The sequence below is a fragment of the Dyella sp. 01L423 genome, assembly GCF_056399945.1.
The window spans coordinates 531,501-551,196 of record NZ_JBFTSI010000001.1 but is presented as its reverse complement, the minus strand read 5'-3'; the positions used below and the strand labels follow the sequence as shown (position 1 = coordinate 551,196).

General features: G+C 64.5%; 18 protein-coding genes and 1 pseudogene. 12 read left to right on the top strand and 7 right to left on the bottom strand.

Features of this window, described 5'->3' with window-relative positions; translation table 11 throughout:
- Positions 1 to 170 precede the first annotated feature (170 nt).
- The 5 genes from AC1DMY_RS02400 to AC1DMY_RS02380 are packed head-to-tail and all read left to right on the top strand — an operon-like array spanning position 171 to position 5,270.
- Positions 171 to 1,640: a TolC family protein gene (locus AC1DMY_RS02400; protein ID WP_477163424.1), complete on the top strand. Its 1,470-nt coding sequence runs from the start codon at positions 171 to 173 to the stop codon at positions 1,638 to 1,640.
- The gene (locus tag AC1DMY_RS02395; protein WP_477163423.1) at positions 1,640 to 2,773 is read left to right on the top strand and encodes an ABC transporter permease; all 1,134 of its coding nucleotides are present in this window, start codon (positions 1,640 to 1,642) and stop codon (positions 2,771 to 2,773) included. Before AC1DMY_RS02400 ends, AC1DMY_RS02395 begins: the two co-directional genes overlap by 1 nt.
- A gap of 3 nt (positions 2,774 to 2,776) precedes the next feature.
- Complete coding sequence (locus tag AC1DMY_RS02390; protein ID WP_477163422.1) at positions 2,777 to 3,526, top strand: ABC transporter ATP-binding protein; 750 nt, start codon at positions 2,777 to 2,779, stop codon at positions 3,524 to 3,526.
- Positions 3,523 to 4,461, top strand: a complete 939-nt coding sequence (locus tag AC1DMY_RS02385) for an efflux RND transporter periplasmic adaptor subunit (RefSeq protein WP_477163421.1) — start codon at positions 3,523 to 3,525, stop codon at positions 4,459 to 4,461. The genes AC1DMY_RS02390 and AC1DMY_RS02385 overlap by 4 nt, the downstream gene beginning before the upstream one ends.
- A gap of 11 nt (positions 4,462 to 4,472) precedes the next feature.
- The gene (locus tag AC1DMY_RS02380) at positions 4,473 to 5,270 is read left to right on the top strand and encodes a MipA/OmpV family protein (RefSeq protein WP_477163420.1); all 798 of its coding nucleotides are present in this window, start codon (positions 4,473 to 4,475) and stop codon (positions 5,268 to 5,270) included.
- Between the two features lie 30 nt (positions 5,271 to 5,300).
- Here the strand turns inward: AC1DMY_RS02380 and AC1DMY_RS02375 are convergent, their stop codons facing one another.
- Together AC1DMY_RS02375 and AC1DMY_RS02370 are read right to left on the bottom strand one after the other, a co-directional pair.
- A complete protein-coding gene (locus AC1DMY_RS02375) occupies positions 5,301 to 5,621 on the bottom strand; it encodes a non-heme iron oxygenase ferredoxin subunit (RefSeq protein WP_477163419.1) in 321 nt (106 codons plus the stop codon).
- On the bottom strand, positions 5,618 to 6,166 hold the full coding sequence (locus AC1DMY_RS02370) for a GNAT family N-acetyltransferase (RefSeq protein ID WP_477163418.1): 549 nt from the start codon (positions 6,164 to 6,166) through the stop codon (positions 5,618 to 5,620). The genes AC1DMY_RS02375 and AC1DMY_RS02370 overlap by 4 nt, the downstream gene beginning before the upstream one ends.
- Positions 6,167 to 6,322: 156 nt before the next feature.
- Between AC1DMY_RS02370 and AC1DMY_RS02365 the strand changes: the two are divergent.
- Positions 6,323 to 8,361, top strand: a pseudogene (locus tag AC1DMY_RS02365) (M13 family metallopeptidase).
- Between the two features lie 80 nt (positions 8,362 to 8,441).
- Here AC1DMY_RS02365 and AC1DMY_RS02360 read toward each other — a convergent pair.
- The 5 genes from AC1DMY_RS02360 to AC1DMY_RS02340 form a co-directional block, all read right to left on the bottom strand.
- Positions 8,442 to 9,689 carry an aminotransferase class V-fold PLP-dependent enzyme gene (locus AC1DMY_RS02360; protein ID WP_477163417.1) on the bottom strand — a complete coding sequence of 416 codons (1,248 nt, stop codon included), beginning with the start codon at positions 9,687 to 9,689 and terminating at the stop codon, positions 8,442 to 8,444.
- A 36-nt stretch (positions 9,690 to 9,725) separates the two neighbouring features.
- Complete coding sequence (gene sufD, locus AC1DMY_RS02355) at positions 9,726 to 11,045, bottom strand: Fe-S cluster assembly protein SufD (protein WP_477163416.1); 1,320 nt, start codon at positions 11,043 to 11,045, stop codon at positions 9,726 to 9,728.
- Positions 11,042 to 11,812 carry a Fe-S cluster assembly ATPase SufC gene (gene sufC / locus AC1DMY_RS02350; protein ID WP_477163415.1) on the bottom strand — a complete coding sequence of 257 codons (771 nt, stop codon included), beginning with the start codon at positions 11,810 to 11,812 and terminating at the stop codon, positions 11,042 to 11,044. Before sufC ends, sufD begins: the two co-directional genes overlap by 4 nt.
- Before the next feature lie 188 nt (positions 11,813 to 12,000).
- The gene (gene sufB / locus AC1DMY_RS02345) at positions 12,001 to 13,482 is read right to left on the bottom strand and encodes a Fe-S cluster assembly protein SufB (protein WP_477164178.1); all 1,482 of its coding nucleotides are present in this window, start codon (positions 13,480 to 13,482) and stop codon (positions 12,001 to 12,003) included.
- Positions 13,483 to 13,529: 47 nt separating this feature from the next.
- On the bottom strand, positions 13,530 to 13,964 hold the full coding sequence (locus AC1DMY_RS02340) for an SUF system Fe-S cluster assembly regulator (protein WP_477163414.1): 435 nt from the start codon (positions 13,962 to 13,964) through the stop codon (positions 13,530 to 13,532).
- A 346-nt stretch (positions 13,965 to 14,310) separates the two neighbouring features.
- Between AC1DMY_RS02340 and AC1DMY_RS02335 the strand changes: the two genes are divergently transcribed.
- The 6 genes from AC1DMY_RS02335 (at position 14,311) to AC1DMY_RS02310 (ending at position 19,622) form a co-directional block, all read left to right on the top strand.
- On the top strand, positions 14,311 to 14,649 hold the full coding sequence (locus AC1DMY_RS02335) for a P-II family nitrogen regulator (RefSeq protein WP_477164177.1): 339 nt from the start codon (positions 14,311 to 14,313) through the stop codon (positions 14,647 to 14,649).
- The gene (locus AC1DMY_RS02330; RefSeq protein WP_477164176.1) at positions 14,639 to 15,976 is read left to right on the top strand and encodes an ammonium transporter; all 1,338 of its coding nucleotides are present in this window, start codon (positions 14,639 to 14,641) and stop codon (positions 15,974 to 15,976) included. Before AC1DMY_RS02335 ends, AC1DMY_RS02330 begins: the two co-directional genes overlap by 11 nt.
- A 226-nt stretch (positions 15,977 to 16,202) precedes the next feature.
- Positions 16,203 to 17,216: an aminoglycoside phosphotransferase family protein gene (locus tag AC1DMY_RS02325; RefSeq protein ID WP_477163413.1), complete on the top strand. Its 1,014-nt coding sequence runs from the start codon at positions 16,203 to 16,205 to the stop codon at positions 17,214 to 17,216.
- Positions 17,217 to 17,349: 133 nt separating this feature from the next.
- A complete protein-coding gene (gene murU, locus AC1DMY_RS02320; RefSeq protein WP_477163412.1) occupies positions 17,350 to 18,021 on the top strand; it encodes an N-acetylmuramate alpha-1-phosphate uridylyltransferase MurU in 672 nt (223 codons plus the stop codon).
- Positions 18,022 to 18,159: 138 nt separating this feature from the next.
- Entirely contained in the window at positions 18,160 to 19,275 is a 1,116-nt protein-coding gene (locus AC1DMY_RS02315; protein ID WP_477163411.1) for a sterol desaturase family protein, read from the top strand.
- Positions 19,276 to 19,328: 53 nt separating this feature from the next.
- Positions 19,329 to 19,622 carry an SCO4225 family membrane protein gene (locus tag AC1DMY_RS02310; RefSeq protein WP_477163410.1) on the top strand — a complete coding sequence of 98 codons (294 nt, stop codon included), beginning with the start codon at positions 19,329 to 19,331 and terminating at the stop codon, positions 19,620 to 19,622.
- Positions 19,623 to 19,696 lie beyond the last annotated feature (74 nt).

The window sequence follows — 19,696 nt, the reverse complement described above, 5'->3', positions numbered from 1 at the left end:
TGACAAGACTAGAAAGACACCCCTTTCGGCCCCCTTTCTTTCCGAAAGATGCTGCGCGAACGTCTTCATTCGGACAGACTTCCTGTGCAACCCATAAGCCAGTTGTAGGGAAGGTCCGGTATCCTTGCACTCTCCCAGATCGCAGCGCCGATCGAACCCCCAGGAATTTCGTGCTTCATCGTCGAAACAACCCGGATCTGCCGAACATGGAAGCTGCGCCTCGCCGGGATCGCCATCCACTGAAGAACGCCCTGCTGGCGTGTGGACTTGCGGTACTGGCCGGCTGTTCGGTGGCTCCGCTGCCTGAGCTCAAGCCGCCGGCCCCCGAGACCTGGCGCAATGCGCCGGCCGGCGTGGCGCCGCCCTCCGCCGACCTCAAGGGCTGGTGGCAGGCGCTGGGCGACCCCGAGCTGAACGACCTGGTCGACCGCGCCCTGCAGAACAATCTGGATGTGGCCCAGGCCGCCGAACGCCTGCGCGCCGCCCGTACGCTGAACCACCACGCCCACGATCCCTACTTGCCCAACGTGCATGGGCGTACCAACGACCTGATCGATCCGGATACCACGGCTTCGTATTTCGTGGTCGGATTCGATGCCGTGTGGGAGCTTCCGCTGTTCGGCGCCTGGCAGAGCAGCAAGCGCGCGGCGCAAGGGCAGGAAAATAGTGCGGCCGCCGCGTTGCGCGGTGCCCAGGTGTCCCTGGTCGCCGAGGTCAGCCGTCGCTGGATCGAATTGCGCTCGGCCCAACAGCAAGTCCAGTTGCTGGGCGGGGTGCGTGATGCCCTGCAGGAAAAGCTGCGGCTGCAGCAGGTCCGCGCTCAGCTGAAGCTGGTGGCGCCCGCCGAAATCGCCAAGACCCAGGCGGAACTGGCCCGTTCCGAGGTCGCGCTCACCGAGCCCCAACAGACCATCATCGCCTGCGTGCAACAACTGGCCGTGCTGGTGGGTCAGCCCGAGCCCGATCCGGCCTGGCTCACGCCCGGTCCGCAACCGCAGCTGGGCGCCTGGCAGCTGACCACCGCGCCCGCCGACATGCTGCGTGCACGTCCTGAAATCGCCAGCGCGGAGGCCGAGGTGCTGCGCGCCGCCGGCGAGCTGGGCATGAGCCGCGCGGACATCTATCCGCATATCGGCCTGGGTGCGTCGCTGCAATGGTCGACCAATATTCTGTCCAATTATCGCGCGCACACCGGCGAAGCCATTTCCTCGTTCGGCCCGATCATCGATGTGCCCTTGTTCGACTGGGGGCAGCGCGTGGCCGCGGCACACGCCAAGGACCATGAGCTGAAGGCTGCCGTCTACGCGTATCGCCAGGCAGTGCTGCAGGGCGTGGCGGAGGCGGAAACCGCCATGGGCGACCTGGAGCAATTGCGCACCCGCCAGGACGCCTCGCAGCGCGCCGCGGTGGCGCTGGACAGCACTACCGCGGCGCTGCGCAAGCGTGCGGAACTCAACCTGGGCAGCACGCTCGATGTGCAGGATGGCCTGATCGAAAACCAGCGCGCGCAACTCGAACTGGTAAGCGCTATCGCCGCGCGCGACCTCGCCTATGTCTCGCTCTACAAGGCACTGGGCGGTGCGCCCATGCCTGCGCCACCTGCCCCCACCTCTGCGCCGGGCGTAGGGGAAACGGACTGATGGTCGCGCTGGCACGCAAAACCCTGATCTACGAATGGCGCCGGTTTTTGCCGGCGATCCTTGCCGTGGGTTTCGCCGGTCTGCTGCAGCTGCTGCAGGCGGCACTGGTGCTGGGCATCTTCGGCAGCGCCAGCGTGTACATCACCGGTTCGTCGGCCGATTTGTGGGCCGGTTATCCAGGCACGCAGAGCGTGAACCTCGGCCGCTCGATCGACTCGGGCGTGGAAATGCGACTGCGCATGGACCCTGCCGTCACCGCGGTGGAACCCTTCCACTGGGTCGATGCGGACTGGCGAGGGCCCAGCGATACGGGCGGCGTGTCGGTGTTCGTCTCCGGCATCAACGCACGACCGGACGGCATGATGTTCGCCCATGCCTTGCCGCTCGCCTTGCGTGCGCGCTTGAACGAGCCTGATGCAGTGATCGTCGACCGCGCCGACCTCGACAGTCTCGGCGTGAAGGTAGGCGATAGCGCCGTCATCAATGGCCATCGCGTGCGCGTGGTGGGCGTGAGCAGCGGCTTGCGCGCGCTCGGCGGCGTGAACGTGGTGGCTTCGCTGGCCACGGCGGCCGAACTCGATACCGATCCATCCAATGCCAACCGCATGACTTATTTCGTGGCGAAGCTGCACGACCCTGCGGCTGCCGACGACGTCGCGGCGCGCCTGCGCGGCAATGGCGCATTCGGCAAGTACGACGTGTGGACCGCGCAGGATTTCGCCCGTCGCTCGCAGCTCTATTGGATGTTCGACACGGGTGCCGGCGCCGGCGTGTTGTTCCTTGCCGGCATCGTGTTCCTGGTCGGCGCCGTGATCACCAGCCAGACCCTGGTCGCGGCGGTGATCGGCTCGGTACGCGAATACGCCACGCTCAACGCACTGGGCGTGGGCGTCGGTGCATTGCGTCGAGTGGTGATGGAGCAAGCGTTCTGGGTGGGCGCGCTTGGCCTGGTCGGCAGCACCGTGCTCGGCGCGATCGCGCTGGCCATTGCGCGCAGCCGCAGCGTGCCGGTGGCGCTCGATCCGTGGACCACGCTGGCATGCCTCGCACTGGGCATGGGCCTGGCCATCGTCTCCGGCCTGGCCGCCATGCGCAGCCTGCGCCGCGCCGATCCTGCCACTTTGCTGAGGTAAGCGATGAGCGCGCAGCCACAGGCCATGCCCACGGTGTCGTTGCAGGCTCGCAACGTCACCAAGTCGTTTTCGTCGGGCCCGATTCACCACACCGTACTGCACGACCTCACGCTGGACGTGCACGCTGGCGAACTCACTCTCATCTCCGGTCCGTCCGGCTGCGGCAAGAGCACCCTGCTCGCCATCCTGAGCGGCCTGCAGGCCGCCGACAGCGGCCATGTGATGGCGCTGGGACAGGATCTGGGCGTGCTCGGCATGCGCGAGCTCGAACGCTTCCGACTGCTGCACACCGGCTTTGTGTTTCAGGGCTTCAATCTCTTCCCCGCGTTGAATGCGCTGGAACAGGTGGAGCTGCCGCTGAGCTATCTCGGTCTTGCGCCTGGCGAAGCTCGCCGTCGCGCCGCGGCATCGCTGGAAGAAGTCGGCATGGGCCCGCGCATGGAGCTGCGCCCCTCCGAACTCTCCGGCGGCGAAAAGCAGCGCGTGGCGATAGCCCGTGCGCTCGCCAAGGAGCCCGGCCTGCTGTTTGCCGACGAGCCCACCAGCGCGCTCGACGCCGCGAACGGGCAGATCGTCATCGATATTCTTCACCGCATTGCACGTACGCACGGCACCACCGTGTTGTGCGTCAGCCACGATCCTCGACTGGTCGGCCACGCAGACCGCGTGCTCGCCATGGAAGATGGCCGTATCCTTAGCGACCGTGTGCCCTCTGCGACATTGACGTCAGGGCACGAGGACCCTTCTGCATGACCTTGCGCCCGCTTCATTTCCTGTTTGCCCTGGTGCTGGTGGCACCCGTGCTGGCTGCCTGTTCCCATGACGACAGCGGCAAGTCGAACGCCACCACTGCACCCGCTGCCACGTATGCAGCGGTGGCGCGCGGCCGTGTCGACATCGAAGGCGGCCTGCTCAAGCTCAGCATGCCGCGCGAAGGGGTGGTGGCCGAGATCAAGGTCCGCGAAGGCGACCATGTGAAAAAGGGCCAGGTGCTGGCCGTGCTCGACACCAAGCCGGCGCAGCTGGCCGTGAGCGCTGCCGAAGCCGAGCAGAAGCAGGCCAAGGCGCAGGGCAGCGTGTTGGAAGCGCGCCTGAAGGCGGCGCAGCAACGCGCCACGCGCCTGCAGGCCGCTGCAGCCGCCGGCGCAGGCGATGGCCAGAGCGCGGACGACGCCAAGGACGCCGCCACCCAACTGCAGGGTGAACTCGACAACGCGCGCGCCACCGCCGCCATGGCGGCACAAAAGCTGGAAGCCGCGCGCTACGAACTGGCGCAGCGCAGCCTGGTCGCGCCAGTGGATGCACAGATTGTCGAGCGCGACATCCAACCCGGCGCCACGGTGTCGCCGCAAGGCGGTGCTGCCTTCGTGCTGCTGCCGGAAGGCGCGCGCATCGTGCGTGCCGAGCTCAACGAATCGTTTGTAAGCGCCGTGCATGAAGGCATGCATGCGCAAGTGGTGGACGACAGCGGCAGCGGCGTGCCGACGCTGGGCGCGCACGTGCAGCGCATCGGCACCGTGTTCGGTCCCAGTGCGCTGGAAGAAGATCCGCTGATCCGCGCCAACACCCGCACCGTCGAATGCGTGCTGGTATTCGATGAAACGCCGCCGCCATCGTTGCGCATCGGCCAGCGCGTGATCGTGCAATTTGGCGACAACACGGGTGCGCGCGCCAAACCCGGCGCGTGATGACGGTCGGCATGTCGTTGCGCTTCACCTCTCCCGCGATGCTGCGCACCGCTGCGCTGCTCTGCGCCTGCGCGCTTTCTTCCATCGCACGGGCGGATGACGCTTCCACCGACGACCGCAACGTCATCCTTGGCGCCGGCGTGCAGCGCATGCCGGGGTGGATAGGATCGAAGGACCATCGCAACCAGCCCGTGCCATACATCGATGCCGAGCTGCCCTGGCACATCACGCTCTCCACGCTCGATGGCCTGACAGTGGATTTCATCCACAGCGGCCCGTGGCGCGGCGGCTTCTACGGCAACTATCTGTGGGGCCGCGAACGCAGCGACCTCGGCCCCAGGCTGGGCGGCATCGTCGATTCACTGTCGCCGCGGCTGAACGCCGGCGGTTATCTGGAATACCAGGCCACCAAGGCGTTCAGCGTGGGCGGCAACCTGGCACACGACACGCAGGGCGCCGGCGCGTACTTGAATCTCTACGCAGACTGCGACCTGCCCGCCATCGGCTACTTCAATCACAGCGTGCAGCTGCAATGGCAGGCGATGAACGGGCCGGCGATGCGTCGCTTCTTCGGCGTGACACCGGAACAGGCAACACAGCTGGGCATCACGCCGTGGTCGCCCGGTGCAGGCAGTCAGCAGATCTCGCTCGAATACGACGCCTACATGCCCACCAGCGTGCACACCGGCGTCGCCGTCGCCATCAATTACGCACGGCTGCTGGGCGATTCTGCCGATAGCCCGCTGGTGCGCAGCTTCGGCTCGGCCAACCAGCTCACCACCACGCTGGCGTTCGTCTACCGCTTCTGACGCTGGCTCGGCCGGCCCGGAACTTCCGCTTCAGCGATCGTCGCGCGTCCAGATCTGCCCGTCCACTTCATGCACCGGAAAACTGGCGATCGGTTCGTATGCGGGCGGACAGGTGACGGCGCCCGTGCGCACGTCAAAGCGCGCACCGTGGCGCGGGCACTCCACTTCGAAGCCGTGCACCTCGCCGCCGGCAAGTTCGCCGCCGTCGTGACTGCAGACATCCTCGATGGCGTAGAGATCGCCGTCGATGTTGTAAACGGCGATGGCGGTGTCGCCGTCCCACACCACCTTGAATTCGCCCGGCAACATCTCGCTGCGCGTGCCCACGAAGATCCAGTCGGCCAGATTCATGCGAACACCTCGCCCAGCGGCTTGCTCAGGCATACGAAGCGCAGGTCGTCGCGGCGCGGCAGGCCGCAGCGTTCATCGCCATAGGGGAACGGCAGCGTTTCGCCGGTGAGCTGGTAACCGCGGCGTTCGTACCAGGCGATGAGTTCGGCGCGCTGCACGATCACCGTCATGCTCATGGTCGGCACCTGCCACGACGCATGCGCCACGCGCTCGGCTTCGGCCAGCAGGGCCCGGCCGATACCCCCCATCTGCAGCTCGGGATTCACCGCGAACATGCCGAAGTAACCGGCGCCGCCCTGCCGTTCGATATGACAGCAGGCGAGCAAGACGCCGTGGCGCTCGGCCAGCAGGATCTTGCTGCCATCGCGACCGATCAGCTCGGACACGCTTTGCGCATCGGTGCGCTGTCCGTCCAGCAGATGGCTTTCGGTGGTCCAGCCGCGTTGGCCGGATTCACCGCGGTAGGCCGATTCGACGAGGGCCACCACGGCCGGCACGTCGGCGGTGGTGGCGGCACGATAAAGGAGTTCAGACGCAGTCATCATCCGCGCATGATACCGCCCGCCGCCGGGATCGCACCGCACAATGACCTTCGACACTGTCGGCTCCCCGACACCCCTGCCTAGCCTGTGGATTGGGGCCGAGCGCCCTGCGTATGACCACGACCGGATGCATGCCACGCATCCCACCAGGGAGACTCCATGAAGAACCGCATTGTGAAACCGCTCGCGCTGGCCGTGGGCTTGGCTTTGTGCACCGGCGCGCTGGCCGCCCCCGGCGGCTCCTTCGACGTGAAGGAACTGGACACCAACAAGAGCGCCTGCAACGACTTCAACGGCTTCGTCAATGCGAAGTGGCTGGCCGCCAATCCGATCCCCGCCGACCGTACGCGCTGGGGTTCGTTCGACGCGCTGCGCGAAGACAGCCTCAACGTGCAGCACAGCATCGTCGACAAGGCCGCCAAGGATGCCGCCAGCGCGCAGCCGGGTTCGATCGAGCAGAAGATCGGTTACTTCTACGCCTCGGGCATGGATGAAGCCGCCATCGAAAAGGCCGGCTACGACCCGATCAAGCCGGAGCTCGCGCGCATCGACGCGCTGAAGAACAGCAAGGATGTGGTCGCCTACATCACCGACAGCTACTCCCGCGGCAATCCGGTGACGTTCCGCTTCTACGGCAACGCCGACTTCAAGGATTCCAGCCGACAGATCGCCTACGCCAACCAGGGTGGCCTGGCCTACCGACGGCCGATTACTACAGCAAGCCGGACTTCGAAAAGATCCGCACCGCTTACGTCGCGCATATCGCGCGCACGCTGCAGCTGGTGGGTGTGAGCGAAGCCGACGCGCAAAAGCAGGCCAAGGCCGTGATGGCATTCGAGACGCGTCTCGCCGCCGCCTCGCTGGTGCCGACCGAATTGCGCCAGCCGGAAAACCGCTATCACTTCGTCAGCATCGCCGAAGCCGACAAGGCGACGCCGCACTTCGAGTGGGCTGCGTTCTTCAAGGCCCAGGGCGCGGATGTGAAGGATGGCTTCTCGCTTTCGCAGCCGAAGTACTTCGCCGAGTTCGACAAGATGCTGGCCGACGTACCCGCCAGCGACTGGCAGGCGTATCTGCGCTTCCACGCGATCGATGCGGCGGCACCGTATCTCTCCACGCCCTTCCAGCAGGAAGACTTCGCCTTTAACGCGCAGACGCTCAATGGCCAGAAGGAAATGAAGGCGCGCTGGAAGCGCACGCTCGACAGCGTGGAAGGCGGCATGGGCATGGCGCTGGGCCAGCTCTACGTGGCGCAGACTTTCTCGCCGGAATCCAAGGCGCGCGCCGAACAGCTGGTGGGCGATCTGCGTGCGGCCTACAAGAACCGCATCGAGAACCTTCCGTGGATGAGCGAGGCGACCAAGAAGAAGGCGCTGGAGAAATGGGCCACCTTCACGCCGAAAATCGGCTATCCGGACAAGTGGCGCGACTGGGCCGGCCTCACCATCCCCGCCGGCAACAGCTATTTCCAGAACGTGCAGGCCGCCGACAAGTTCAACTACGACTACATGGTCGACAAGATCGGCAAGCCGGTCGATCGCACCGAATGGGGCATGACGCCGCAAACGGTGAACGCGTACTACAACTCGCTGAAGAACGAGATCGTGTTCCCGGCCGCCATCCTGCAGCCGCCGTTCTTCGATGCCAAGGCGGATGACGGGCTGAACTACGGCGGCATCGGCGCCGTGATCGGCCACGAAATGGGCCACGGCTACGACGACCAGGGCAGCAAGTTCGATGCGAAGGGCAACAACGTCAACTGGTGGACCGACGAAGACCGCAAGGCCTTCGAAGCACGCACCGACCGACTCGCCGATCAGTTCAACCACTATGAAGCGCTGCCGGGCAAGTTCGTCAACGGCAAGCTGACCATGGGCGAAAACATCGGCGACCTCGGTGGCCTCAATGCGGCCTACGACGCGTTGCAGATGGCGCTGGCCCGCAACCCGGCCGAGGCAAAGAAGAAGATCGACGGCTACACCCAGGACCAGCGCTTCTTCCTCAACTGGGGACGCGTCTGGCGCGGCAGCATCCGCCCGGAGGCGCAGCTCACCCTGCTCAACACCGATCCGCATGCGCCCGCGCAGTTCCGCGCCATCGGCGCACCGTCGAACATGCCGGCCTTTGCACAGGCGTTCCAGTGCAAGGCGAACGATGTAATGGTGCGTTCGGCCGACAAGCAGGTGAAGATCTGGTAACGCCTATCGCCAGGTAAGCGAGCGAAACGCCGCGGTCATGCCGCGGCGTTTTCGTTGCTGTGGGACGCTGTCGTCGCCGACTACATCAGCAGCTTGCGCACCTTCAGCAGCGCGGTCACAAACGCGTCGATTTCCTCGCGCGTGTTGTAGAACGCAAACGAAGCACGCAGCGTGGCCGGCACCTGGAAGAACTGCATCAGTGGATGCGCGCAATGGTGGCCCGAGCGCACGGCGACCCCCTGCAGGTCCAGCAGCGTGGCCAGGTCAGTGGCCTGTGCGCCCTCGATCAGGAACGAGATCACTGGTTCCTTTTCTTTCGCCTCGCCAAACAGGCGCAGGCCGGGGATTTCACGCAGACGCTCCGTGGCATACGAGAGCAACTGCTGTTCCCACGCATGGATGGCTTCGAAGCCCACCGAGTCGTAATAGTCGATCGCCGCGGTGACGCCTGCGAATCCGGCGATATTCGGCGTGCCCGCCTCGAACTTGTGCGGAGCCGCGGCGAAGGTGGTGCCCGAGAAGCTCACTTCGCGGATCATCTCGCCGCCGCCGAAGAACGGCGGCATCGCTTCAAGATGCTCCTTGCGCGCCCACAGGCCGCCGGTACCCGTCGGCGACAACATCTTGTGGCCAGTGAAGGCGTAGAAGTCACAACCCAGCGCCTGCACATCGACCGGGCGATGCGGCACGGCCTGAGAACCGTCGACCACTAGCGGAATGCCGCGCTTGCGGCATTCGCGCGCAATCTCGCGCACCGGATTGACCGTGCCCAGCACGTTCGACACATGCGTGACGCAGGCCAGCTTCACGTCGGGCGTGAGCATCTCGATGTACTTCTCGAGGATCAGCTCGCCGCGTTCGTCGATCGGCGCCGCCTTCACCGTAGCGCCCGTGCGCGAGGCGACGATCTGCCACGGCACGATGTTGGCGTGGTGTTCCATCACCGTGGTGAGGATGGTGTCGCCTTGCTTCAGGCGCGGCAGCGCATAGCTGTAGGCGATCAGATTCATCGCCTGCGTGGTGCCCGAGGTGAGGATCAGCTCGTTGCGCGATGTAGCGTTGATGAAGCGCGCCAACCTGTCGCGCGATCCTTCATAAGCCGCCGTCGCCTCTTCGCCCAGCAGATGCACGGCGCGCGACACGTTGGCGTTGTGATGGCGGTAATGCGCATCCACCGCCTCGATCACGCTCTCCGGCTTCTGGCTGGTATTGGCGTTGTCGAAGTAGATCAGCGGCTTGTCGTGCACGGTACGCGACAGCAGCGGAAAATCCGCGCGGATGCGCTGCACATCGAAAACGGTCGGGCTCGGCTTGGTCTGTGCGTTCATCGTGTTCGTTTCGCCTGATTGCTGTCGGGCCGCCGGTCAGGCGGAAGGCAATTGCGCCATCAGTCGTTCGTTGATGTGCTCGCGCAGTCCCTCATCCGGCAGGGACTCGAACACGGCACGGCAAAAGGCCGCGGTAAGCATGGCGCGTGCTTCGACCAACGGGATGCCGCGCGAGCGCAGGTAGAACAGCGAGCGCTCGTCGAGCTGGCCCACGGTGGCGCCGTGCGCGGCCTTCACTTCGTCGGCGTAGATTTCAAGTTCGGGCTTGGTGTCGATCTCGGCCTGGGCCGAGAGCAACAGATTCTTGCTGCTCAGGCTGGCGTCGCTGCCATCGGCGCCTTCGGCCACCACGATGGCGCCGCGGAATACGCCGCGCGAACGCTCGTCCGCCACGCCGCGCCACACCGACTCGGAGGTCGTGTTGAGGGCCTGATGGCGGATCGACATCTGCGTATCCACGTGCTGGCGACCGCGCAACGCAAACACGCCTCCCGTGTCCAGGCGCGACTTGTCGCCTGCCAGCACGGCGTGCAGATCATGGCGAACCAGCGAGCCACCGAGCTCAAGCACGTACATGGCCGCGTGCGCTTCGGCATCCAGCTGGAGGCTGTCATGGCGCACCAGCGTGCTGGCGTCGGAGGCATCCTGCAGCGTCACGTGACGCAGTTTCGCGCCCTGGCGCAGCACGATGTCGGTGACCTGAGTGCCGAGGTTCTGATGGGTATCACTGGCCACGTGCTGCTCGACCAGCGAGAGCTCGGCGCCCTCGCCCAGTTCGATGACCTGGCGCACGTGCGATGCAAGCGCGGCGTCCGCCGGCGCACCGATGAACAGCAGGCGGACGGTCTGGGCGATCTTGGCGCCAGCAGCCACGCGCAGCACCACGCCGTCACCGGCGAGGACGGCGTTGAGGCGCGCGAACACGTCGCCGCCATCGCGGTAATGGCGCGACAAGGCAAACCGCAACGGCTCGGCGTCACCCTGCAGCACCTGCGACAGCGGCTGCAGCATCAGGCCAGCCGGCAGGTTGTCAGCACGAGACAGATCCTGGCGGAACACGCCATTGACGAACACCAGGGACGGACCGTCGATACCCGTCAGCGCATAGCGGTCGACATCGATCTCACGGGTGGAAGCCTGCGCATCGCCCGCAGCGAAACGCCGCTGGGCAAGCGCACGCAGCGCGGTGTACTTCCACGCCTCCATGCGAGAGTCCGGAAGACCGCCAGCCACGAAGGCATCGAGATTCTCGCGGCGCGCGGCATCCAGCCAGCCGATGCCGCTGCCCGGCAGCTGCGCCTGCGCGGCAGCCTCCAGCAGCGATTCGACGAAGGGCGTGCGCTGGGCCTCGCTCATGCCGAAGCTCCCGTGAGCGCGGGATCCTTGTCGTTCACCCACGCATAGCCCTGCGCTTCCAGCTTCAGTGCCAGCGTCTTGTCGCCGCTTTCGACGATGCGGCCATCGGCCAGCACGTGCACGAAATCGGGTTCGATGTAGTCGAGCAGGCGCTGGTAGTGCGTGATGACCAGGAAGCCACGCTCGGACGAACGCAACGCGTTCACGCCCTGCGCCACCTGCTTGAGCGCATCGATGTCCAGGCCCGAATCGGTTTCGTCCAGGATCGCCAGCTTCGGTTCCAGCACGGCCATCTGGAAAATTTCGTTGCGCTTCTTCTCGCCGCCGGAGAAACCTTCGTTCACGGCGCGATGCAACAGCTCGTCGGAGATCTGCATGATCTTCAGTTTCTCGCGCACCAGCTTGAGGAACTGCATGGAGTCGAGTTCCTTCTCGCCGCGCTGCTTGCGCTGTGCGTTGAGCGCGGCACGCAGGAAGTAGGTGTTGTTGACGCCGGGGATTTCCACCGGGTACTGAAACGCGAGGAACACACCCGCGGCGGCGCGTTCTTCCGGCTCCAGCGACAACAGGTCGACGCCGTTGAACGTTACCGAGCCTTCGGTCACTTCGTAGCCGTCGCGACCGGAGAGCACATTGCCGAGCGTGGACTTGCCCGCGCCGTTCGGTCCCATGATCGCGTGCACTTCGCCCGGGTTCACGCTCAGCGTGAGTCCCTTGAGGATGTCCTTGCCCTCGACGCGGGCGTGCAGGTTTTCGATCTTTAGCATGGCGGGATATGAACTTGTGAAAAGGGGAATGGATACTGAAAATCAGTGCACTGAGATGTCGTCATTCCTGCGAAAGCACGAATCCAGTGACTTTCAGCGAGCGGGGCAAAGACGCTGGATCCCTGCTTTCGCAGGGATGACGAGCATGGTTGATGATCCGTTGGAATGCTTGGACATTCATAACAGGCTCAACCAACCGCGCCTTCCAGCGACACTTCCAGCAGCTTCTTCGCTTCCACCGCGAACTCCATCGGCAATTCGCGGAAGACCTGCTTGCAGAAGCCGTCGACGATCATCGACACCGCGTCTTCCTCGCCGATGCCGCGGCTGCGGCAATAGAACAGCTGGTCGTCGGAAATCTTGGAGGTGGTCGCTTCGTGTTCGACGATGGCGGTGGGATTCTTCACTTCCATGTAGGGGAAGGTGTGCGCGCCGCACTTCTTGCCGATCAGCAGGGAATCGCACTGCGTGTAGTTGCGCGCGCCCTCTGCACCCTTCTCCACCTTCACCAGGCCACGATAGCTGTTGCTGCTGCGGCCGGCGCTGATGCCCTTGGAGACGATCTTCGACTTGGTGCCCTTGCCGATGTGGATCATCTTGGTGCCGGTGTCGGCTTGCTGGCGATGATGGGTGAGCGCGACGGAGTAGAACTCGCCCACCGAACGATCGCCGCGCAACACGCAGCTGGGGTATTTCCAGGTGATCGCCGAACCGGTTTCCACCTGGGTCCACGAAATCTTCGAATCGTTGCCGCGGCAGTCGCCACGCTTGGTGACGAAGTTGTAGATGCCGCCGACGCCGTTCTCGTCACCGGGGTACCAGTTCTGCACCGTCGAATATTTGATCTGCGCGCGTTCCAGCGCCACGAGCTCAACCACCGCCGCGTGCAGCTGGTTCTCGTCGCGCATCGGCGCCGTGCAGCCTTCGAGGTAGGACACGTAAGCATCGTCTTCGCACACGATCAACGTGCGCTCGAACTGCCCGGTGTTGATCGCGTTGATGCGGAAATAGGTGGACAGCTCCATCGGGCAACGCACGCCCTTGGGGATGAACACGAACGAGCCATCGGAGAACACCGCCGAATTGAGCGCCGCGAAGAAGTTGTCACCCGTCGGCACCACGCTGCCGAGGTACTTCTGCACCAGTTCGGGATGTTCGCGGATCGCTTCGCTCATCGAGCAGAAGATCACACCGGCTTCGGCCAGTTCCTTGCGGAAGGTGGTGCCCACGGAGACCGAATCGAACACCGCATCCACCGCCACGCCGGCAAGCTTGGCGCGCTCATGCAGCGGCACACCCAGCTTGTCGTAGGTTTCCAGCAGCTTCGGATCGACCTCGTCCAACGACTTCGGACCCGACTTGGGCGCGGCGTAGTAGCTGATCGACTGGTAATCGATCGGCTTCAAATTCAACTTGGCCCAATCGGGCATCGGCATGGTGAGCCAGTGGCGATACGCCTTGAGGCGCCACTCGGTCATCCACTCGGGTTCTTTCTTGAGCGCGGAGAGCTGACGCACGATGTCTTCGGACAGACCGGCCGGCAGATACTCGGTCTCGATGTCCGTGACGAAGCCGGCTTCGTAGCGACGGCCCAGCGCCTCGGCGACTTCGGCGTTGTCGCGTAGCGTCGTGGCGGAGAGCTCGTTGCGTTCGGTGGTTTCGGTGGTCATGGTGTTCTTCGTGTCGTCGTGGGCGGTCGTCATGGATGGCCTGGCGGTCATCCGATCAGGTTGGCGTCGATACGACGACTGGGTGGTTTGAGCATGTCGGACAGGCTGACGGCACGCAGCGCGCTATCCACGACGCTATTGACGTGTCGCCAGTTGGAGCGGACGCCGCAGAGCGATTCACGCTCGCACTGACCTTCGGCGAGACTGCATTCGGTCATGCCGATGGGGCCTTCCAGCGCTTCCACGATCTGGGCCAGGGTGATGTCGTCTGCCGGGCGTGCCAGGCGGTAGCCGCCATTGACGCCGCGGAATGACTCCACCAGACCCGCATGGCTCAGCGACTTGAGCAGCTTGCTCACGGTGGGCAGCTCCAGGCGCGCCTCATCGGCGATCTGCGCCGTGCTGAGCACGTCGTCAGGATGGGCGGCGATGCAGGTCATCACCACGGTGGCGTAGTCGGTGAGTCGGCTGACGCGGAGCATGGGGGAATCGGCCAGTGAGACTGCGGGGAATCGGTACCAAAATGGTACTGATTAATGGCCGTGGGGTCAAACCGCGGCAATGCACCAAAAGCGGGATTTGTCCTGGGGAGAACGCCCTCTTTCCGGGCAAGATCGCGCCGCCAGCTTACGAAACCTTCCCTCCTCCCTCACCTTCATCCCTGCGAAAGCAGGGATCCAGCGCCTTTGTCTTGCCTCCAACCCCTTGAAAGTCGCTGGATTCCAGCTTTCGCTGGAACGACGGTGAGGAACCGTAAGCGCCCGCGCACCGCCCATGGCACGCATCCTGCTGCACCGCGACATATCGACCGCACGGGGAGCGTTGGGGATGAAGTGGATTACGGCCATCATCAAACCGTTCACGCTGGACGATGTCCGCCAGGCGCTGACCGAGGTGGGAGTGACAGGCATGACCGTCACCGAGGTGAAGGGATTTGGCCGCCAGCACGGGCATACCGAGCTGTACCGGGGGGCCGAATACGTGGTGGATTTCCTGCCCAAGCTCAAACTTGAGGTGGCCGTGGCCGACGAGCAGCTCGACCGGGCGGTGGAGGCCATCATCGCCGCCGCGCGCACCGGCAAGATCGGCGACGGCAAGGTGTTTGTCAGCGAGCTGGAACAGGCCATCCGCATTCGCACGCAGGAGGTCGATGTCGATGCGCTTTGACCGGAAGACCTCACGCCCCCTGCTCGCTCTCCTCGGTCTTCTGGCCACCTCGTCTGCCTGGGCACAGACCGCCGCCGCACCCACCCAAATCGACAGCGGCGACACCGCGTGGATGCTCACCGCCACCGCGCTGGTGCTGCTGATGACGCTGCCGGGGCTCGCGCTGTTCTACGGCGGCATGGTGCGCGCGAAGAACCTGCTGTCGGTGTTGATGCAGTGCTTCGCCATCACCGCGATGGTGTCGGTGCTGTGGATGGTCTATGGCTACTCGCTGGCCTTCAGCACGGAAGGCATGCAGGCCGGCGTGACCAACCTGCACTCGTTCATCGGCGGTCTCGATCGCGTGTTTCTTGCGGGCCTCAAGCCCGACTCGCGCTACCAGACGGTGCCCGAAAGCGTGTTCGTGATGTTCCAGCTGACCTTCGCCATCATCACGCCCGCCCTCATCATCGGCGCCTTTGCCGAGCGCATGAAGTTCAGTGCGCTGCTGTGGTTCAGCGGGCTGTGGCTGACCATCGTCTACTTGCCGGTGGCGCACATGGTGTGGAGCGGGCCAGGCTCCTTCCTCGGCGACCTTGGCGTGCTCGATTTCGCCGGCGGTACGGTGGTGCACATCAACGCGGGCATCGCGGGCCTGGTGGCCTGTCTGGTGATCGGCAAGCGTCGCGGCTATCCGAATGTGCCGATGCCACCGCACAACCTGGGCTACACCGTGATGGGCGCCAGCCTGCTGTGGCTGGGCTGGTTCGGCTTCAACGCAGGCTCCGCGGTTGCCGCCAACGGCAGCGCCGGCATGGCGATGCTGGTGACGCAGATCGCGACGGCTGCCGCTGCACTGGGCTGGCTCGCGATCGAGTGGATCGTGCATGGACGCCCCAGCGTGCTGGGCATTGTTTCCGGCGCGGTTGCGGGGCTTGTTGCCGTCACGCCCGCCGCGGGCACGGCCGGTCCGGGCGGCGCGTTGGTGCTGGGCCTGATTGCGGGTGTCGTCTGTTTCTTCAGTGCCACGCGCCTCAAGCACAAGTTCGGCTATGACGACTCGCTCGATGTCTTCGGCGTGCACGCCATCGCCGGCATCATCGGTGCCCTGCTCACCGGCCCGCTGGCCTCGCCCAAGCTCGGCGGCTTCGGCACGGTGGAATCGCTGTTCGGGCAGCTGTGGATACAGGCCAAGGGCGTGGGCTTTACGGTGGCGTGGAGCGCCGTGTTGAGTCTGGTGATCCTGAAGTTGATTGACTGGACTATTGGGCTGCGCGTGGATGACGAGCAGGAGCAGGTTGGCCTGGATCTCTCGTTGCACGAGGAGAAGGCGTACAACTTGTCGTGAGTGCGCTCTCTCATCCCCTCTTTTCTTTTGGGCAGAGGGGCTCGCTCATTTGTGGGAGCGCACCCTGTGCGCGACGCGGCGCCTGGATGTGCCGCTCCGTAGGTTTGTCGCGCACAGGGTGCGCTCCCACATTAGATTTCCCACAGTCGATTTCAGCCCTTCCCGGATCCCGGCATGATGAGGCGAATACCCGCTAAGCTTCTCTCATCGCCACGTCCAGCCCATCATGACCACCGTTCCCGATCGCGCCGCCGCCCGTCTCGCCTGGACCCGCTCCGCCCTTGGCGACGATACGCTCGAACTCGTTTCCGCCTCGTCGGACGCCAGCTTTCGCAGCTACTGGCGCACGCACCATGACGGCAAGAGCTGGGTGGTGATGGATTCGCCGCCCGCCCTGGAAGATCCGCGTCCCTGGCTGACCATGGGCAAACGACTGGCTGCGGCCGGTATCCACGTGCCGGCCGTGCATGCGACCGATCTCGAGCAAGGTTTCCTGCTGATCGAAGACCTCGGCACACAGCTCTATCTGCCCGCCTTGAACGACGACAGCGCCGATCACCTTTATGGCGACGCCATGGATGCGCTGCTGCGGATGCAGACGCGCATGGACCACGCCGATCTGCCGCTGTTCGATCACGCGCGCCTGGTGAGCGGCCTGGAAGTGATGCCCGAATGGTTTCTCGGCAAACACCTCGGACACACGCCCACCTGCCACGAATGGGACGTGCTCGAAGCCGCGTTCAGCGTGATCATCCGCAATGCGCTGGAACAGCCGCGCCGTTTCGTGCATCGCGACTATCACAGCCGCAACCTGCTCATCGCCGACCACAACAATCCCGGCGTGATCGATTTCCAGGGGGCGCTGTCGGGCCCAATCACGTACGACCTCGCTTCACTGTTGCGCGATGCCTATATCGTGTGGCCGCGCGAGCGTGTGGAAGGCTGGGCGGAATCGTATCGGCAGCGACTGCTCAAGGCCGGTGTGATCGATGAAAAGATCGATGGCCGACGTTTCCTGCGCTGGTTCGATCTCACCGGCCTGCATCGCCACATCCGCGTGCTCGGCCAGTTCTATCGCCTGTGGTATCGCGATGGTAAGCCGGGTTACCTAGCCGACGTGCCGCGCGTGTATTTCTACGTGGTGTCGGTGGCGGAGCGCTATCCCGAACTGGCGGATTTCGTTGCGCTGCTGAAGCAGCACGCGGAAGGTCGTGACCTGACGCGAGTTGCTTCAGCATGACCATGACAATCTCCCTCACCGTCATCCCAGCGAAAGCTGGGATCCAGAGCCTTTCCCCAGCGCGAAAAGCAAGGCGCTGGATCCCAGCTTTCGCTGGGATGACGGCTGGACATGCATCCTCATGGAGTGCCCGATGCGTCACGCCCTGATCTTCGCGGCCGGACTTGGCGAGCGCATGCGACCGCTTACCGATCGCACGCCGAAACCCCTGCTGGAAGTGGGCGGCAAGCGCTTGATCGAGTGGCATCTCGAAAAGCTTGCCGCGATCGACGTGCGCTATGTGGTGATCAACACCTCCCACCTGGCCGATCAATTTCCCGAGGCACTGGGCGATGGTTCGCGCTGGGGTCTGCGCATCCGTTACGCGTACGAAGGTCCCACCCCGCTGGAGACCGGCGGCGGCATGCTCAATGCATTGTCACTGCTGGGAGCGGAGCCTTTCATTGCGGTCAGCGCCGATATCTACAGCGACTACGACTATGCCGCATTGCCGCTTGAGCCTGCTGGCCTGGTGCACCTGGTCATGGTGCCCAATCCGGACTGGCATGCCACGGGCGATTTCGTGCTGGACCAGGGCCAACTTCATGAAGACGGCCCTGGCGAGCGACTCACTTTCGGCAATATCGGGGTCTACCGCCCCGAGTTCCTGCGCGGCCAACCGCCCGGTCGCTTCAAGTTGCTGCCGCTCTATCAACAGGCCATGCGCGCAGGCCAGCTCAGCGGCGAGCGCTACGACGGCTTCTGGCGCAACCTGGGCAACCCGGCGCAGTTGGCGGAGCTGGACGCGCATCTGCGCGGCAGCTAAGCGAAAGGTGGCCGGAGGCAAAATCCTGCCGGATGGATGCGGCCGGCAGCCGGCGGTATCCTGAGCTGCCCGGTTCTGTAGCGCCCCGCTCCGCTCCCCGCCTGCAGGACCGACACGTAATCTCGCAAGGTGTCGACGATGTCCGAACTGTGGTCCCATCTGGTCAGCTGGTTCGCCAGCCACGGTGTACTGCCGGTGCTGCAGTTCCTGCATCTGGAAGGCCTCGCTGGCGATCCGATCGACATCTCCGGCTCGCTGCTGATCGCCGCGTTCCAGTTGTGCGTGATCGGCCTGATTTTCCGGCCACTGGAAAGCGTCGTGCCGGCGGAGCAATGGGAGCACCGCAAGCTCACCAAGGTCGACTTCCAGTACACGGTGTTGATGCTGGTCGGCATCTTTCCGATCTTCAGCTATCTCATCCTCACGCCCATCGCCACTTACTTTGGCGGACCCGACACCGGCCCCGGCGACGCCAGCGCCTCGCCGCTCGCCATCACGCACTGGGTGCCGTGGCTGAAGCAGCATCCGTGGCTGCTGTTCGGCTGCTACTACGTGATCTACGACCTGGTGTACTACTGGATGCACCGCCTGCAGCACGCGCTGCCGTGGTGGTGGGCGCTGCACAGCATGCACCACAGCACGCGCCAGATGAGCTGCTGGACCAACGACCGCGGCAGCCTGATCGACGGCTTCATCCAGTCGATGATCCTCGCCAGCGTGGGCATCGTGATGGGCGTGGAACCCGAGCAGTTCGCCTGGCTGGTGCTGATGGGCGAACTGGTGCAGAACTTCTCGCACGCCAATGTGCGCATCGCGTTCGGCCCGGTGTTCAACCGCGTGTTCGTGTCACCGAAGTTCCACCGCCTCCACCACATGCTGGTCGACCCTACCCGCCCGACCCTGCACAACTGCAACTTCGGCCAGGTCTTCTCGATCTGGGACGTGCTGTTCGGCACCGCGCTCTACAACGAACCGCTGCGCCCCACCGGCGTGGGCGATCCGATGGTGGACGACGACAACAACCATGGCCTGGTTGGCTTGCACTGGAACGCGGCCAAGCGTTTTTGGGGCGCGGTGCGCCGGCCGTCGGGCTGGAAGTTTGGCGAGGTGGCCTTCAGCCCCAGCTACGAGCCGATTCCGGTGGAGCAGTTGGACCTGCATGGGTTGGCACATCATGTGATGCAGCCCTTGCAGGCGCCCGAGACATCCGACGGGGTTCGCGAAGCCACCGGTGAGTCGGTGGAACCAGCGTAACTTTTGGCCGCAGTTCGCACACCGCCCTCTCAAGCGTCAGGAGCACGTTGCCCATGACATACACCGGTCGCGGACTTGCCACCCTTTACGCCATGACGGTGACCGTGGCCATTGTTTGGGCGTGGTGTATCTACTTGCGCACTGGCGATGGATTCAGTGCGATACCCGTCTTTCTCATCTCGCTGCCGTTGTCTTTGAGTCTGCTGCCCGCGCAGAAGCTGCTGTTGGCTATCTCGCCCCAAGGGCAACTGCTCTGGGCCACCGCATGTGGACTTTTGCAGGCGCTGTTTCCGTTCTGGCTCTCCCGGTTGGTCCAGCGTCGGCGAGCACGATCTGCACACGGATGACGTGGCCATCCCGTCCAGGGTGCCGAACAGACCAAGAAAAAGGCCCGGGAAATCCCGGGCCTTTTTCTTTTCCA

Excerpts from the sequence above, each read along its gene's own strand:
- AC1DMY_RS02380 (WP_477163420.1), top strand. The coding sequence starts at position 4,473 with ATGTCGTTGCGCTTCACCTCTCCCGCGATGCTGCGCACCGCTGCGCTG.
- sufB (WP_477164178.1), bottom strand. The coding sequence starts at position 13,482 with ATGACCACCGAAACCACCGAACGCAACGAGCTCTCCGCCACGACGCTA.
- AC1DMY_RS02330 (WP_477164176.1), top strand. The coding sequence starts at position 14,639 with ATGCGCTTTGACCGGAAGACCTCACGCCCCCTGCTCGCTCTCCTCGGT.
- AC1DMY_RS02390 (WP_477163422.1), top strand. The coding sequence starts at position 2,777 with ATGAGCGCGCAGCCACAGGCCATGCCCACGGTGTCGTTGCAGGCTCGC.
- AC1DMY_RS02340 (WP_477163414.1), bottom strand. The coding sequence starts at position 13,964 with ATGCTCCGCGTCAGCCGACTCACCGACTACGCCACCGTGGTGATGACC.
- AC1DMY_RS02325 (WP_477163413.1), top strand. The coding sequence starts at position 16,203 with ATGACCACCGTTCCCGATCGCGCCGCCGCCCGTCTCGCCTGGACCCGC.
- AC1DMY_RS02370 (WP_477163418.1), bottom strand. The coding sequence starts at position 6,166 with ATGATGACTGCGTCTGAACTCCTTTATCGTGCCGCCACCACCGCCGAC.
- murU (WP_477163412.1), top strand. The coding sequence starts at position 17,350 with ATGCGTCACGCCCTGATCTTCGCGGCCGGACTTGGCGAGCGCATGCGA.
- sufD (WP_477163416.1), bottom strand. The coding sequence starts at position 11,045 with ATGAGCGAGGCCCAGCGCACGCCCTTCGTCGAATCGCTGCTGGAGGCT.
- AC1DMY_RS02315 (WP_477163411.1), top strand. The coding sequence starts at position 18,160 with ATGTCCGAACTGTGGTCCCATCTGGTCAGCTGGTTCGCCAGCCACGGT.
- AC1DMY_RS02310 (WP_477163410.1), top strand. The coding sequence starts at position 19,329 with ATGACATACACCGGTCGCGGACTTGCCACCCTTTACGCCATGACGGTG.
- AC1DMY_RS02360 (WP_477163417.1), bottom strand. The coding sequence starts at position 9,689 with ATGAACGCACAGACCAAGCCGAGCCCGACCGTTTTCGATGTGCAGCGC.
- AC1DMY_RS02395 (WP_477163423.1), top strand. The coding sequence starts at position 1,640 with ATGGTCGCGCTGGCACGCAAAACCCTGATCTACGAATGGCGCCGGTTT.
- AC1DMY_RS02375 (WP_477163419.1), bottom strand. The coding sequence starts at position 5,621 with ATGAATCTGGCCGACTGGATCTTCGTGGGCACGCGCAGCGAGATGTTG.
- AC1DMY_RS02335 (WP_477164177.1), top strand. The coding sequence starts at position 14,311 with ATGAAGTGGATTACGGCCATCATCAAACCGTTCACGCTGGACGATGTC.
- AC1DMY_RS02385 (WP_477163421.1), top strand. The coding sequence starts at position 3,523 with ATGACCTTGCGCCCGCTTCATTTCCTGTTTGCCCTGGTGCTGGTGGCA.
- sufC (WP_477163415.1), bottom strand. The coding sequence starts at position 11,812 with ATGCTAAAGATCGAAAACCTGCACGCCCGCGTCGAGGGCAAGGACATC.